General features: G+C 70.3%; 14 protein-coding genes. 7 read left to right on the forward strand and 7 right to left on the reverse strand.

All coding sequences use genetic code 11. From position 1 onward, the window contains the following. The 5 genes from cysS to YIM_RS02840 are packed head-to-tail and all read right to left on the reverse strand — an operon-like array spanning position 1 to position 3,770. Positions 1-1,386, reverse strand: coding sequence for a cysteine--tRNA ligase (gene cysS, locus YIM_RS02820; RefSeq protein ID WP_153028841.1), 1,386 nt, complete (start codon positions 1,384-1,386; stop codon positions 1-3). A gap of 48 nt (positions 1,387-1,434) precedes the next feature. Next, complete coding sequence (locus tag YIM_RS02825) at positions 1,435-2,121, reverse strand: HAD family hydrolase (RefSeq protein WP_153028842.1); 687 nt, start codon at positions 2,119-2,121, stop codon at positions 1,435-1,437. 4 nt (positions 2,122-2,125) lie between these two features. Beyond that, positions 2,126-2,599: a 2-C-methyl-D-erythritol 2,4-cyclodiphosphate synthase gene (gene ispF, locus YIM_RS02830; protein ID WP_153028843.1), complete on the reverse strand. Its 474-nt coding sequence runs from the start codon at positions 2,597-2,599 to the stop codon at positions 2,126-2,128. Beyond that, positions 2,596-3,249 (reverse strand): 2-C-methyl-D-erythritol 4-phosphate cytidylyltransferase, encoded by a 654-nt coding sequence (locus YIM_RS02835; protein WP_153028844.1) that lies wholly within the window; start codon positions 3,247-3,249, stop codon positions 2,596-2,598. Before YIM_RS02835 ends, ispF begins: the two co-directional genes overlap by 4 nt. A gap of 29 nt (positions 3,250-3,278) precedes the next feature. Next, positions 3,279-3,770, reverse strand: a complete 492-nt coding sequence (locus YIM_RS02840; protein WP_020669809.1) for a CarD family transcriptional regulator — start codon at positions 3,768-3,770, stop codon at positions 3,279-3,281. Positions 3,771-4,067: 297 nt separating this feature from the next. Here YIM_RS02840 and YIM_RS02845 point away from each other — a divergent pair, with 297 nt between their 5' ends. The 7 genes from YIM_RS02845 to YIM_RS02875 all read left to right on the forward strand — a co-directional run bounded on the left by YIM_RS02845 (position 4,068) and on the right by YIM_RS02875 (position 10,063). Further along, on the forward strand, positions 4,068-4,907 hold the full coding sequence (locus tag YIM_RS02845) for a hypothetical protein (protein ID WP_153028845.1): 840 nt from the start codon (positions 4,068-4,070) through the stop codon (positions 4,905-4,907). 47 nt (positions 4,908-4,954) lie between these two features. Next, positions 4,955-6,328, forward strand: coding sequence for a DNA repair protein RadA (radA, locus tag YIM_RS02850; protein ID WP_153028846.1), 1,374 nt, complete (start codon positions 4,955-4,957; stop codon positions 6,326-6,328). A gap of 108 nt (positions 6,329-6,436) precedes the next feature. Next, the gene (locus YIM_RS02855; protein WP_370468948.1) at positions 6,437-7,078 is read left to right on the forward strand and encodes a C39 family peptidase; all 642 of its coding nucleotides are present in this window, start codon (positions 6,437-6,439) and stop codon (positions 7,076-7,078) included. A 153-nt stretch (positions 7,079-7,231) separates the two neighbouring features. Beyond that, positions 7,232-7,882, forward strand: coding sequence for a C39 family peptidase (locus tag YIM_RS02860; RefSeq protein WP_153028847.1), 651 nt, complete (start codon positions 7,232-7,234; stop codon positions 7,880-7,882). A 139-nt stretch (positions 7,883-8,021) separates the two neighbouring features. Continuing rightward, positions 8,022-9,101 carry an exo-alpha-sialidase gene (locus YIM_RS02865; protein ID WP_153028848.1) on the forward strand — a complete coding sequence of 360 codons (1,080 nt, stop codon included), beginning with the start codon at positions 8,022-8,024 and terminating at the stop codon, positions 9,099-9,101. Beyond that, positions 9,102-9,374: a ubiquitin-like small modifier protein 1 gene (locus YIM_RS02870; RefSeq protein ID WP_228004521.1), complete on the forward strand. Its 273-nt coding sequence runs from the start codon at positions 9,102-9,104 to the stop codon at positions 9,372-9,374. Positions 9,375-9,451: 77 nt separating this feature from the next. Beyond that, a complete protein-coding gene (locus YIM_RS02875) occupies positions 9,452-10,063 on the forward strand; it encodes a dihydrofolate reductase family protein (RefSeq protein ID WP_153028849.1) in 612 nt (203 codons plus the stop codon). Positions 10,064-10,103: 40 nt separating this feature from the next. On the opposite strand, the gene otsB is transcribed toward YIM_RS02875, so the two are convergent. Continuing rightward, positions 10,104-12,632, reverse strand: a complete 2,529-nt coding sequence (gene otsB, locus YIM_RS02880) for a trehalose-phosphatase (RefSeq protein WP_194240023.1) — start codon at positions 12,630-12,632, stop codon at positions 10,104-10,106. 49 nt (positions 12,633-12,681) lie between these two features. After that, on the reverse strand, positions 12,682-14,118 hold the full coding sequence (locus YIM_RS02885; RefSeq protein WP_153028851.1) for a trehalose-6-phosphate synthase: 1,437 nt from the start codon (positions 14,116-14,118) through the stop codon (positions 12,682-12,684). Positions 14,119-14,194: the final 76 nt, after the last annotated feature.

The raw sequence follows: 14,194 nt of genomic DNA on the forward strand, positions 1-14,194 counted from the left end.
CTACGAGTCCTTAAGGGTCCACTGTGGACCGTTGGGGGTGTCCTCCACCGTGACACCCGCGTTGAGCAACCACGCGCGCACCGAATCCGCGAGCGTGAAGTCCTTTTCCTTGCGCGCCTGCTGCCTGGTCTCCAGCAGCCCGCCGACCAGCTCGGTCAGCGCCTGGTTCGCCGGGCCCTCCTGACCGGCCGCCCAGCGCGGGTCGAGCGGGTCGAGCCCGAGCACCGCGGTCATCCCGCGCACCGAAGCGGCGAGTTCGAGCGCCCGGGAGTTATCGCCCGAGTCCAGCGCCGCGTTGCCGTCGCGCACGGTGTTGTGCATCACGGCGAACGCCTGCGGGGTGGACAGGTCGTCGTCGAGCGCCGCGGCGAACTCCGCGGGCAGCGCCCCCGGCTCGACCGCGCCGACCGCGCCCGCCACCCGCCGGAGGAACTGCTCGATCCGGCGATAGCCCTGCGCGGCCTCGGAAACCGCCGCGTCGGAGTACTCGATGGTCGACCGGTAGTGCGGCTGCACCAGGTAGTAGCGCAGCTCCACGGCCCGGTAGTTGCGCAGCATCTCCGGAATGGCGACCACGTTGCCCAGCGACTTCGACATCTTCTCGCCGGACATGGTCACCCAGGCGTTGTGCAGCCAGAACCGGGCGAACCCGTCGCCTGCCGCGTTCGACTGCGCGCGCTCGTTCTCGTGGTGCGGGAAGACCAGGTCGACGCCGCCGCCGTGGATGTCGAACTCGCCGCCGAGATAGGCGGTGGCCATCGCCGAGCACTCGAGGTGCCAGCCGGGCCGCCCCTCGCCCCACGGCGTCGGCCACGACGGCTCGCCGGGCTTCGCGCGCTTCCACAGGGTGAAGTCGCGCGGGTCGCGCTTGCCCTCGGCCAGGCTCTCGCCCTGCTGGACGTCGTCGAGCTGCTGGCCGGAGAGCGCGCCGTAGCCGTCGAAGGACTTCACCGAGAAGTAGACGTCACCACCGGCCGCGTAGGCGTGCCCGCGCTCGATCAGCCGCTGCATCAGCTCGACCATCTGCGTCACGTGGCCGGTGGCCCGCGGCGCGATCGACGGCGGCAGGCAGCCCAGCGCGGTGTAGGCGTCCTCGAAGGCGCGCTCGTGCGTGGCCGCCCACTCCCACCACGGCCTGCCGTTCGCCGCGGCCTTGGTGAGGATCTTGTCGTCGATGTCGGTGACGTTGCGCACGAACAGCACGTCGAGTCCATTGTGGACAAGCCAGCGCCGCAGCACGTCGTAGTTCAGCGCGCCGCGGACGTGCCCGATGTGCGGAATGCCCTGCACGGTCGCCCCACACACGTAGATCGACGCCGTTCCACTGCGGGCGGGCTGGAACTCCCGCGCACTCCTGGACGCCGTGTCGTATAGGTGTAGGGCCACGCGGAAATGGTACGGGCTCGCCGTGACGTCGGCCGCACCGATCCGGCTTCAGCGCAGTTGGTGCGCCCGCAGCGCGGTCAGCAGCGCGTCCGGGCGCTCGGTCGTCGGCAGCGGTTCGACCAGTGCGAACTCGCAGCCCAGCGCCCGTGCGCCGCCGTCGGCCTCCTCCGCGTCGCCGATCATCAGCGCCTCCGGACCGGTGACGCCCAGCTGGTCGAGCGCGGCCTGGAAGATCTCCGGCTGCGGTTTGATGGCTCCGACCTCGAAGGACAGCACGAAGGCGTCCACGTAGGCGTCCCAGCCGCGGGCGGCGAAGGCCGGGCGGATGTCGAAGGCGATGTTGCTGATCACGGCCACCTTGATGCCGCGGCCGGCCAGGCCCTTCAGCGCCTCTTCGGTGTCCGGGTACGGCGTCCACATCGCGGGATCGATCAGCCGCCGGTACAGCGCCTCGCGCTGCTCCCGGTTCGGCACGCCGGACTGGCGGAGGACGTCGAGGTAGACCTTGCGGTGCAGTTCGACGTCGAGGTCGCGGTTCTCCCAGGCGTGCTGGTGCTCGTCGTCGAACTCGGCCACCTGCCCGACCGGGGCGGTCATCCGCCGCATCAGCTCGGTCTGGGCTTCGAGGTCGAGCGGGGCGCCACCGTCGTCGGTGAGTTCGGTGAGCCAGGACTCGTCCTGCTCCAGCCGGAAAACGGTCCCCGAGAAGTCGAACATCGCCGCAGTGATCGTCACGGCGTCAGGCTACCGGGATCAACAGGGCGGTGGCGATCGCCGCGATGCCCTCACCGCGGCCGGTGAGGCCGAGGCCGTCGGTGGTGGTGCCCGCCACACTGACCGGCCCGCCCGCGGCCTCGGAGAGCACCCGCTGGGCCTCGTCGCGACGCTTGCCGATGCGCGGCGCGTTGCCGATCACCTGCACCGCCGCGTTGCCGACGGAGAACCCCGCCGCTTCCACGCGGCGGCGGGCTTCCTCGAGCAGTTCCACACCGTGGGCGCCGGCCCAGCGCGGATCGCCGGTGCCGAACACCGCGCCGAGATCACCGAGACCCGCGGCGGAGAGCAGTGCGTCGCAGAGCGCGTGGGCCGCGACGTCGCCGTCGGAGTGCCCGGCACAGCCGTCCACGCCCTCCCAGAGCAGTCCGGCGACCCAGCAGTCGCGACCGGCTTCCACCGGGTGCACGTCTACCCCCTGGCCGATCCTGGGGATCACCGCTTACCTCCGGCTTCGGCGAGCGCCGCCTCGGCGAGCGCGAGTTCGAACTCCGACGCCAGCCGCCCGGCGTCGGGATGACCGTCGACCAACCGGACCGCGGCACCGAGGCGGTCGAGCAACCGCTCGGGCCCGTGTTCGGCGAGCTCCTCGCGGAGGTCGGCGTGGAAGGCCATCGGGGTCTGAAGGGTGCGCAGGCGCGTGCGATCGCTGGTGCCGGTGATCCGCGCGGCACCGTCGACCAGCTTCACGGTGTCGGTCATCGGCAGCACCGGGACCGCGGCGGGCGCGCCGTCCCGCACGGCCGCCACCACCGCCTCGACCAGCGACGCCGGGGTGCGCGCGCGAGTGGCCTCGTGCACCACGAGCACTTCGGAGCGTGTTGGGGTGACCACGTGCAGGGCCCGTCGAAGGGACTCGCTACGATCCGCGCACCCGGAAAAAACCCGGTAGCGCTGGGCGGCACCGGGTACGGCTCGAACCGCCGACTCGCTTTCGGCGAGCCGGCGGTCCGAATCCAGAACTATTGTCAGATCCACACAGCCGGAATCGATCAGGCCACGAACCGCATGAGTGAGCAGTGCTTCGCCACGGAGGGACGCGAGTGCGCCCTGGCTGGTGTCCGCGACAAGCAGAGCGACATGCTTCATCGCCGTGATCTGTCCGGTGGTTCCGCCGCTCAGACCGCCGCGGTTTCCAGAACCTCGTCGAGCAGGACCTCGGCCTTGCCTTCGTCGGTGCCCTCGGCCAATGCCAGTTCACTCACCAGAATCTGCCGTGCCTTGGCCAGCATCCGCTTCTCGCCGGCGGACAAGCCACGGTCCTTCTCTCGCCGCCAGAGGTCGCGCACCACTTCGGCCACCTTGTTCACATCGCCGGAGGCGAGCTTCTCGAGGTTGGCCTTGTACCGACGAGACCAGTTCGTTGGCTCCTCGGTGTGCGGCGCACGCAGCACGTCGAACACGCGATTCAGACCGTCCTGCCCGACGACGTCCCGCACACCGACGATCTCGGCGTTGTCTGCGGGCACGCGAACGGTGAGGTCCCCTTGCGCGACCTTGAGGACGAGGTATTTCTTCTCCTCGCCCTTGATCACACGGGTCTCGATCGCTTCGATGAGTGCGGCACCGTGGTGCGGGTAGACGACGGTCTCTCCGACCTTGAAAACCATGTGTCCTCTGCCCCTTTCGCTACCACCATCCTAGCACGGCTCGACTGGCACCATCTAGCGCCCCGAGTTCCGTCGTCGCAGGTCAGCGGCCGGATCGTGGGCCGGACGGGGGTTGACAAACGTGCATTTCCCATGCTCATGCAGGTGAGCCGCAAATCGCGGCGCGGTCCCCGCGAATTCCACTGTGGACCATTGATCTTCGAATCCGCCGCACACAACGGCTACCGGGTTCCGGCGGGCGCGGGAGGCCGGGCTACCCTTCGCGGGGAACAGGACGCGCAGGAGGGACACGAGACCGTGAGGCAGCAGAATCGACGCGTGCTCGGCGTGGCCGCGCTCGGCCTTGGCGCGGTACTGGCGCTCGCGGGCTGTGGCGCCGGTCAGATCACCCAGACCGACACCCAGCTGCCCGCCGTCACCGGTGGCTTCGCCGACCTCGGCAAGCTCGCGGTCCGGGACGCGAAGCTGACCTTCCCCGGCGACGCCGCGTACTACCCGGCCGGCGCCGACGCGCCGGTGGAACTGGTGGTGGCGAACAACGGTCCCGCCGACGACGAGCTTGTCGACGTGAGCACCGAAAGCGCGACCGACGCGGAGATCCAGGGCTTCAAGGCGGTCGTCGCCGGCAGCAAGCTGACCGTGAGCCCGCTGGCGAGCCTGCCGCACGAGCACGAGCCGGCCACCCCGAAGCCCGTCACTCCGACCGCGCCGCAGCAGCCGTCCGGCGCGCAGCAGCCGAGTGGTTCGAACCAGCCGAGCGCGCCGAACCAGCCGAGCGGGGCGAACCAGCCGCCCGCCGGTTCTCAGGCCCCGCCGCCGCCGGCGGACGCGGTCGAGGAGCACCCGGTCGGCCACGCGGTGATCAACCTGCTCGGCCTGAAGGCGCCGGTGTACCCGGGCCAGACCCTCAAGCTCACCCTCACCTTCCGCGACGCGGGTTCGGTCGTCGTCGACGTGCCGATCGCCAGCTCCACCCGGCCGCGCCTCGAGCACGGCGGCGAAGGCGAGCACGGCAGTGGGCACGGCGAACACGGCGAGCAGGCCGCGCCGCCCGCCGGTGCCCCGCAGGAGCACGGCGCCCCGCCCGCTTCCCACGCCGGTCCGATCGAAGGCGACCACGGCAACCACGGCGGCTGAGCGCGTCGCCGCGAAACTGTCGTACCCGCTTACTAGCGTGAGCGCCCGTGGCTAGGAAAAGCGGCATCTCGTACCGCTGCGGCGAGTGCGGGTACGAGGCTGCCAAGTGGGTCGGCAAGTGCCCGGAGTGCCAGGCCTGGGGAACCATCGAGGAACGCGGTGACGCCCGCCCGGCGATCGCGCGGGTGGTCGCCGGGGCGCCCAGTGCGCCCGCGCGGCCGATCGGCCAGGTCGACGTCGAGGCCGCCAGGGCTCGCCAGACCGGTGTGCCCGAGCTGGATCGGGTGCTCGGCGGGGGACTGGTGCCCGGCGCGGTGATCCTGCTCGCCGGTGAACCGGGGGTCGGCAAGTCGACGCTGCTGCTCGAAGTGGCCTACCAGTGGGCGGCGGGCAAGACCGGCGAGCACCCGTCCCTTTACGTCACCGGTGAGGAGTCCGCCGGGCAGGTGCGCCTGCGTGCCGAGCGCACCGGGAACGTGCACGAGCAGATGTTCCTCGCCGCGGAAAGCGATCTCGGCGCCATCATCGGCCACGTCGACGACGTGAAGCCGGGCGTGCTGATCGTCGACTCGGTCCAGACCATGTCCTCACCGCAGGCCGAAGGCGCGCCCGGCGGGGTCACCCAGGTCCGCGCCGTCACCGCCGGACTGGTCGCCCTGGCCAAGGAACGCGGCCTGCCGATCGTGCTCGTGGGGCACGTCACGAAAGAGGGCTCCATCGCCGGGCCCCGTGTGCTGGAGCACCTGGTGGACGTGGTGCTCCAGTTCGAGGGCGATCGCCATTCCACGCTGCGCATGGTGCGCGGGGTGAAGAACCGGTTCGGTGCCGCCGACGAGATCGGCTGCTTCGAGCTGGGCGAGAACGGCATCGTCGGTGTGCCCGACCCGTCCGGGCTGTTCATGAACCGCACCACCGAGCCGGTCTCCGGCACCGCGATCACCGTGGCGATGGAGGGCAAGCGCCCGCTGATGAGCGAGGTGCAGTCGCTGGTCGCCGAGTCCACCCTGCCGCAGCCGCGCCGCGCGGTGAGCGGGCTCGACGCGTCGCGGGTGCAGATGGTGCTCGCGGTGATGGAGCGCCGGGCGGGTATGACGCTGGCCAAGCGCGACGTCTTCCTGGCCACGGTCGGCGGCATGAAGATCACCGAGCCCGCCGTGGACCTGGCGCTGGTGCTGGCGATCGCGTCCTCGGTGGCCGACGTGGCGCTCTCGCCGCGGCTGGTCGCGGTCGGCGAGGTCGGCCTGGCCGGGGAGATCCGGCGCGTGTCGAACGTCGGCAAGCGCATCGCCGAAGCAGCCCGCCTCGGCTTCACCCACGCCCTCGTGCCACCGGACTCGGGCAAGCTCCCGTCCGGCATCCGGGTGCTCGAGGTCGCCGATGTCGGCGTGGCGCTGTCCGCCGCCGAGCACGCACGCGCCTAGGTATTTCGGGCCTGACTGAAACCCCTTGTGCCCAGTTGCCCGCTTTCTCCAGGATGACCGCTATTCGACGGAAAATAACCGACGAAGTAACTGGGGAAGGAGTAACAAGTGCAGCGTAGAGGTTTCTTCCGGGCGATCGTCGGGGTCGCCGCGGCCGGTGCGCTCGTCCTGCCGGGGGCCGCGTTCGCGTCGGCGGCGAACCCCGCGCCGGTGGCGCCCGCCGACGTCAAGGTGGCCGGGGCCAAGTCGCTCAACGTGCAGTACCAGGTCCAGGAGACCGGGTACTGGTGCGGACCGGCGGCGGCGCGGATCGCGATGTCCGCGCGGACCGGCAACCTGCCGTCCCAGGCCGACCTGGCCGCCCAGATGGGCACCACGGAGAACGGCACCGACCACATCAGCCAGATCGCGAACGCGCTCAACGCCAATCTCGGCACCACCTGGTACGAGGTCAAGGAGATGCCGAACGATCCGCCGACGCAGGCGCAGAAGGACCTGCTCTGGCAGGACATCGTCACCGACGTCGACGCGGGCTACGCCGTGGTGGCCAACATCGTCGCCCCGCCCGACAACCACCCGCCGGGCTACCCGAACGAGACGATCTACCACTACTTCACCGTGATCGGCTACAACAGCGACAACATGACCGTGCACATCGCGGACTCGGCCAACTTCGGCGGCAACCAGATCTACTGGCTGTCCTTCGACCAGCTGGCCTCGCTGATCCCGCCGAAGGGCTACGCGGCCTGATCCCGCGCGACAACGGCGCTCCCGGTGGAAATGCCGCCGGGAGCGCCGGTGCGCCCAGGACGCCAAGGACATTGACAGGCGTCACAATTTTCCGGACTATTTCCCTCGTGTGACGGAAACCAACCGCCACCGCACTGGGGAAGGAAATCCGAAATGTTGAGACGACGGCTCCTCGCTGTGCTCACCGCCGTGGTCGCGGGAATCAGCACCACGCCCGTGCTCGCTCATGCCGCCCCTGCGGCGCCGACCGCCCGCCCGGCCGAAACGGCCGAGGTCGACATTTCCAAGCTGCCCGCCGTCGTCGAACTCAACGTGCGGCACGAATGGCAGCAGACCGGCTACTGGTGCGGCCCGGCGGCGACCAGGATGGCGCTGTCCGCGCGCATGGCCAATCCGCCGACCCAGGCCGCCCTGGCGCAGCAACTTCCCACGCACACCGGCGGAACCGACCACATCGGCCAGGTCACCAGGGTGCTCAACAACAATCTGGGCACCGGCTGGTACGAGACCAAGGAGATGCCGAACGACCCGCCGACCGCGGCCCAGCGCGACCTGCTCTGGCGCGACATCGTGCTGGACATCAACAACAATTACCCGATCGTCGCGAACATCGTCGCCCCGGCGAACAACCACCCGCCCGGCTACCCCAACTACACCATTTACCACTACTTCACCGTGACCGGTTACAACAGTGACAACATGACGGTGAAGATCGCCGACTCGGCCGGTTTCAGCCAGGGTGTCTATTGGCTCACCTTCAACCAATTGGCCACCCTCATTCCGCCAAAGGGGTATTCCGCGTAGAACTGCTTCAGCCTCGCCTGAAACTGTTCGACAACGACCGGGCGCCGTGGTTAGCATCCCGCCAACTCCGGCGCCCGGTTTCTGTCGGTCCCGGCGCGTAAGCTCCCGCTGTGATCCGAACCACACAGGGAGGCAACTGATGGAAGCGCTGCTCGCCATCGGCACGCGCAAGGGGCTCTGGCTGGCCAGGAGCTCGAACTCGCGCGCCGACTGGACGGTCACCGGTCCGCACCTGCCGATGACCGACGTCTACGCGCTGGCGATCGACACCCGCTCCGGTTCGCCCCGCCTGCTCGCCGGGGTGACCAGCGAGCACTGGGGGCCGGGGGTGGCCACCAGCGACGACCTCGGCGCCACCTGGCAGGAGCCGGAGCAGGCGCCGATCGCCTTCCCGGAGGACACCGGCGCCGCGCTGGAGCGGGTCTGGCAGCTCACCCCCGCCCCGGAGCCGGACGTGGTCTACGCCGGGGTGGAGCCGTCGGCGCTGTTCCGCTCGGCCGACGGCGGCCGGTCCTTCGAGCTGGTCCGCGGCCTCTGGGACCACCCACATCGTCCACAGTGGACGCCCGGGTTCGGCGGCATGGCGATCCACACGGTGCTGCCGCACCCGACCGAGCCCCAGCGGGTCACCGTGGCGATGTCCACCGGCGGCGTCTACGACACCACCGACGGCGGGGCCACCTGGGCGCCGGCCAACCAGGGCATCCACGTCAAGTTCCTGCCGGAGGAGTACCCGGAGTTCGGCCAGTGCGTGCACAAGGTCGCCCGGCACCCGGCCCGGCCGGACACCCTCTTCGCGCAGAACCACCACGGCGTCTACCGCAGCGACGACCACGCGAAGAGCTGGCAGTCGATCGCCGACGGGCTGCCGTCGGACTTCGGCTTCGCCATGGTGGTGCACCCGCACAAGCCCGAGGTGATCTACAACTTCCCGCTCCAGGCCGACGTGCACCGCTTCCCGCCGGACGGGCGCTGCCGGGTGTACCGCAGCGAGGACGGCGGCGGCAGCTGGACCGAGCTGTCCGGCGGGCTGCCCGACAGCGGCTTCTACTCGGCGGTGCTGCGGGACGCGATGTGCGTGGACGACGCCGACCCGGCCGGTGTGTACTTCGGTTCCCGCTCGGGCGAGGTGTGGGCCAGCGCCGACGAGGGGGACAACTGGCAGCGCGTGGTCGAGCACCTGCCGGACGTGCTCTGCGTGCGGGCCGCGGTGATCTAGGTGGCGAAGGTCCACCTGCCCTCGATGCTGCGGGCGATCGCCGACGACCAGACCGTGCTGGAGGTCCGGGGCGCCACCATCACCGCGGTGCTCGACGAGCTGCGCGCCCGGTACCCGGCGCTGGAACGACGGCTCCGGGACGAGTCGGGCGCGCTGCGGCGGTACGTCAACTTCTACGTCGACGGTGAGGAGTGCCGTCGGCTCTCCGGCGCCGACACCCCGCTTTCCGCGGCCACCGAACTGATGATCATCCCTTCGGTGGCCGGGGGTTGAGCGAGCGATGAGTTCTGCCGCCCGGCCCGGTCTGTCCTGGGAAGAGCGGCAAGGCTCGTCGCCACGAGGAGGGCACCATGACCGGCAGCGTCATCTGCGACATCACCATCTCGGCCGACGGTTACTCGGCCGGGCTCGACCAGACGGAGGAACGCCCGTTCGGCACGGATGGTGGTGACGGCACGGGTGACAAGCTGCACGCCTGGATGTTCGACACCCCCGACGAGAACCGGGCGGAGCTCGAAAGGCTGGCCTCGGGCAGAGCGTTCATCATGGGGCGCAACATGTTCGGCCCCGTGCGCGGCGAGTGGGACCGGCCGTGGAACGGCTGGTGGGGTGACGATCCGACGTTCCACGCGCCGGTCTACGTGCTCACCCGGCACGCGCGCGAACCCCAGCCGATGCGGGGCGGCACGACGTACTACTTCGTCACCGACGGGATCGAGTCGGCGCTGGCCCAGGCCCGCGAGGCGGCCGGTGACGGTGACGTCCTGATCCTCGGCGGCGCGACCACCATCAACCAGTACCTCACCGCCGGCCTGGTCGACGAGCTGCGACTGCACATCGTGCCGTTCACGCTCGGTGCCGGTACCCGGCTGTTCGACGGCGTCCCGGCGCTGAAGCTGGAACAGGTGGAGTCGCGGGCCGCGACCGCGGTCACACACGTGACCTACCGCGTGTCGCGGTGACCCGGCACCGGGAGGGGGCCGGTCGCCCCCTCCCGGATCGCTACTGGGCCAGGAGGTTCGCGCAGCGGATGAGACCGATGTGCGAGTACGCCTGCGGGTGGTTCCCCAGCGAGCGCTCGGCGATCGGGTCGTACTGCTCCGGCAGCAGCCCGGTCGGGCCCGCGGCGTCGACCAGCTGCTCGAACAGTTCCTCCGCCTCGGTGCGGCGGCCGGTCAGCAGGTAGGCCTCGATCAGCCACGCGGCGCAGATGTGGAAGCCGCCTTCGCTGCCGGGCAGGCCGTCGTCGCGGTGGTAGCGGTAGACCGTGGAGCCGCTGCGCAGCTCGGCCTCGATCGCCGTCACGGTCGACTGGAACCGGTGGTCGCCCGGGTCGATCAGCCCGCTCAGCCCGACAAAGAGCGAGGCCGCGTCCAGGTCGGTGCCGTCGTAGGCGGTGGTGAACGCCTGCACCTCGTCGTTCCAGCCGTGCTCGAGCACGTCGGCGGCGATGGTGTCGCGCAGCTCCGGCCAGCCCGCCGGGATCTCCCGGTCGTAGATCTCGCCGAGCTTGATCGCGCGGTCGATGGTCACCCAGCCCATCACCCGGGAGTACACCCGGTGCCGCGGCACGTGGCGTTCCTCCCAGATGCCGTGGTCCGGCTCGTTCCAGCGCCGCGTGACCGCCTCGGCCATCGCCCGCACCATCTGCCAGTCCTGGTCGCGCAGCTCACCGCGGGTCTCGGCCAGGGTGACCACCAGCTCCACCACCGGGCCGAACACGTCCAGCTGCACCTGGTGGTTCGCCAGGTTGCCGACGCGCACCGGCCGCGAGCCCGCGTACCCGGGCAGCGACTCGATCACCGCTTCGGCGCCGATCACGCTGCCGGACAGGGTGTACAGCGGGTGGAGCCGTTCCGGACCGGCCAGCGTGGCCAACACCCCGTGCAGCCAGCGCAGGTACCCGTCGGCCTCGTCCAGCGAGCCGAGCGAGACCAGCTCGCGCACGGTCATCGCGGCGTCGCGGATCCAGCAGTAGCGGTAGTCCCAGTTGCGGACGCCGCCGATCTCCTCCGGCAGCGAGGTGGTCGCCGCCGCCAGCACGCCACCGCTGTCGGTGTTGCACAGCCCGCGCAGGGTCAGCGCCGAGCGCGACACCAGTTCCGGCTGCACGGTCGGCACCTTCAGGGTGGCGGCCCAGTCGCTCCAGTACGCACCGGCCCGCGCACGACGGTCCACTTCGGACTGTTCGTGCGGGCCGAGATCCGTGGTGCCGCACCGCAGTTCCAGGACCACCGGGCGTTCCGGCTTCGGTTCCACCAGTGCGACCGCGGTGTCGTGCATGCCGTCGGAGTTGATTTCCCAGCGCACGCCCGGCGCGCGCAGCACGATCGGCTCCGAGGTGCCCAGCACCCGCAGCCCGTCCTCCTCGGTGACCAGGCGCACCGGCACACCGCCGAATTCGGGACGCGGCGCGAAGACCACCTGCGCCGCGGCCTCGCCGGAAATCACCCGGACGATGTCGGTGCGGTGCTGCGGGCTGTCCGGCTCCAGGTAGTCCGTGACCAGCAGCCGCGACCAGCGCGTCTCCACGGTCATCGTGTTCGGCAGGTAGCGCTGGCCCAGCGGCAGGCCGTTGCGGTGCGGCTTGATCGAGAAGTGCCCGGCACCGGGACCGCCGAGCAGGTCGGCGAACACCGCGGGCGCGTCCGGACCGGGGTGGCACAGCCAGGTCAGCTTCGCGTCCGGCGTGAGCAGCGCGACCGAGCGCTCGCTGGCCAGCATGGAGATGCGCTCGATCGGCGGCGCCTGCTCGCCGTAGAGCCAGTGGCGCCGCTCTTCGAGCAGGAAGGCGAGCACGGTCGCCACGTCGACGGTGTCCGGAACCCGGTAGGCGGCAAGGCTTTCCCCGTCACCGACCTTGACCCCGAGGTCGGGGCCGGCCAGCCGGGCGAAGGCCTTCTCGTCGGTGACGTCGTCGCCGAGGAACACCGCGGCGGTGGCGTTCACCTGGTGGCGCAGCGTGTCCAGGGCCCGGCCCTTGTCCGTCTGCACCACCGCCAGCTCGACCACCTCCTTGCCGTCGGTGGTGGTCACCCCCGGCCAGGTGCAAGGTCCATTGTGGACATCAGCGAGCACGCGGCGGCCGGCGTCGTACTCGGCGCGGCGCACGTGCACGGCGATGCTGGCCGGCTTCACCTCTAGTGAAACACCTGGAACATCGAGCACCAGCTGTTCCAGCTCGGTCTCCAGCCTGCGGTGCAGTTCTCGGGCCTTCGCGTCCAGCGCGTGCACAAAACCGATGTCGAACTCCGAACCGTGGCTGCCCACCAGGTGGACTTCGGCCGGGAGGCGGGACAGCGTGGCGAGATCGCGCAGGGCGCGGCCGGAGATGACCGCGGTGGTGGTTTCGTGCAGGCCGGCAAGTGATCGCAGGGCACCGACCGATTCGGGAAGTGGGCGGGCCTCGTCCGGGTTGGACGTGATCGGAGCCAGCGTGCCGTCGTAGTCGCAGGCGACCAGCAAGCGCGGCGTCCGCGCGATCTGCACGATCGCACGCCGCAGCTCGGCGGGCAGGGCCTCGGCGGTCAACACTCCTCCTAGGAGCAGGTACGTGGGGTATGGGAGTTGGGAGAGATTCTCAGGCGATGGGCTCGGACCCGAGTGCTTCCAGGAACGAGCGCGCCCAGCGGTCGACGTCGTGCGTGAGGACCTGACGTCGAAGCGCGCGCATTCTCCGTCTTCCCTCGGCCGGGTCGAGCGTAATGGCAGCCGCTAAGGCGCTCTTAACCCCGTCGAGATCGTGCGGGTTGACCAGGAAGGCACTGCTCAACTCCGCCGCCGCGCCGGCGAACTCGGACAGCACCAGCGTGCCGCCGAGATCGTGGCGGCAGGCCACGTACTCCTTGCAGACCAGGTTCATGCCGTCACGCAATGGGGTCACCACCATCACGTCGGCGGCGGAAAAGAAGGCGGCCAGTTCCGTACGGTCAACCGACTGGTGCAGATAGTGCACGACCGGGTGACCGACCCTGGCGAACTCGCCGTTGATCCGGCCGACCATCTGCTCGATCTCACCGCGCATGCGCTGGTAGTGCTCGACCCGCTCGCGGCTCGGCGTGGCGAGCTGGATGAACGCCACGTCCTCCGGCTTGACGCGGTCCTCCTGCAGCAGCTCGTGGAAGGCCTGCAGGCGCAGATCGATGCCCTTGGTGTAGTCGAGGCGGTCCACCCCGAGCAGCACGGTCTTGGGATTGCCCAGGTCACGCCGGATTTCCGCGGCGCGCTCGGCCACCTTCTTGGTGCGCGCCAGGTTGTCCAGCCCGGCCGCGTCGATGGAGATCGGGAACGCGCCGACCCGCACGGTCCGGTCGCCGACCTGGACCACACCGGGCCGCGACCGCACGCCGACCGCGCCGCGGCTGGGCTCCAGGCCGATCAGCTGGCGGGCCAGCCACAGGAAGTTCTGCGCACCACCCGGCCGGTGGAACCCGACCAGGTCGGCGCCGATCAGCCCGCGCACGATCTCCGCCCGCCACGGCAGCTGCATGAACAGCTCGACCGGCGGGAACGGGATGTGCAGGAAAAAGCCGATCCGCAGGTCGGGGCGGAGTTCGCGGAGCATGCTGGGGACCAGTTGCAGCTGGTAGTCCTGCACCCAGACCACCGCGCCCTCACCGGCCACCTTCGCGCTGGCCTCGGCGAACCGGCGGTTGACGCGGACGTAGCTGTCCCACCACGACCGGTCGAAGACCGGCCGCTCTACCACGTCGTGGTAGAGCGGCCACAGCGTGGCGTTGGAGAAGCCCTCGTAGTAGTCGGCCACCTCGTCGGAACTGAGCGTGACCGGGTGCAGCACCAGACCGTCGTCGGAGAACTCGTCGACCTCCACGTCCGGCACACCCGGCCAGCCGACCCAGGCACCCTTGCGCGAACGGAGGAACGGCTCGAGCGCCGACACGAGCCCGCCGGGGCTCGCCGTCCAGCGCTGGGTCCCGTCGGCGGAGCGGTCGAGGTCCACCGGCAACCGGTTGGCCACCACGACGAATTCGGCGGCCGTGCTGACAGGCTCGGTCATGCACCGCAGACTATCGCGACCCGCGCGGCCGGGACCGGGCGAGAACGTGAGACATGTCCCGCCCGATCACCCGGGT

Source organism: Amycolatopsis sp. YIM 10, assembly GCF_009429145.1.
Classification (GTDB): domain Bacteria; phylum Actinomycetota; class Actinomycetes; order Mycobacteriales; family Pseudonocardiaceae; genus Amycolatopsis.

Coding starts and splice junctions, on each gene's coding strand:
- YIM_RS02865 (WP_153028848.1), top strand. CDS start 8,022: ATGGAAGCGCTGCTCGCCATCGGCACGCGCAAGGGGCTCTGGCTGGCC.
- YIM_RS02835 (WP_153028844.1), bottom strand. CDS start 3,249: ATGAAGCATGTCGCTCTGCTTGTCGCGGACACCAGCCAGGGCGCACTC.
- YIM_RS02840 (WP_020669809.1), bottom strand. CDS start 3,770: ATGGTTTTCAAGGTCGGAGAGACCGTCGTCTACCCGCACCACGGTGCC.
- YIM_RS02860 (WP_153028847.1), top strand. CDS start 7,232: ATGTTGAGACGACGGCTCCTCGCTGTGCTCACCGCCGTGGTCGCGGGA.
- YIM_RS02885 (WP_153028851.1), bottom strand. CDS start 14,118: ATGACCGAGCCTGTCAGCACGGCCGCCGAATTCGTCGTGGTGGCCAAC.
- YIM_RS02875 (WP_153028849.1), top strand. CDS start 9,452: ATGACCGGCAGCGTCATCTGCGACATCACCATCTCGGCCGACGGTTAC.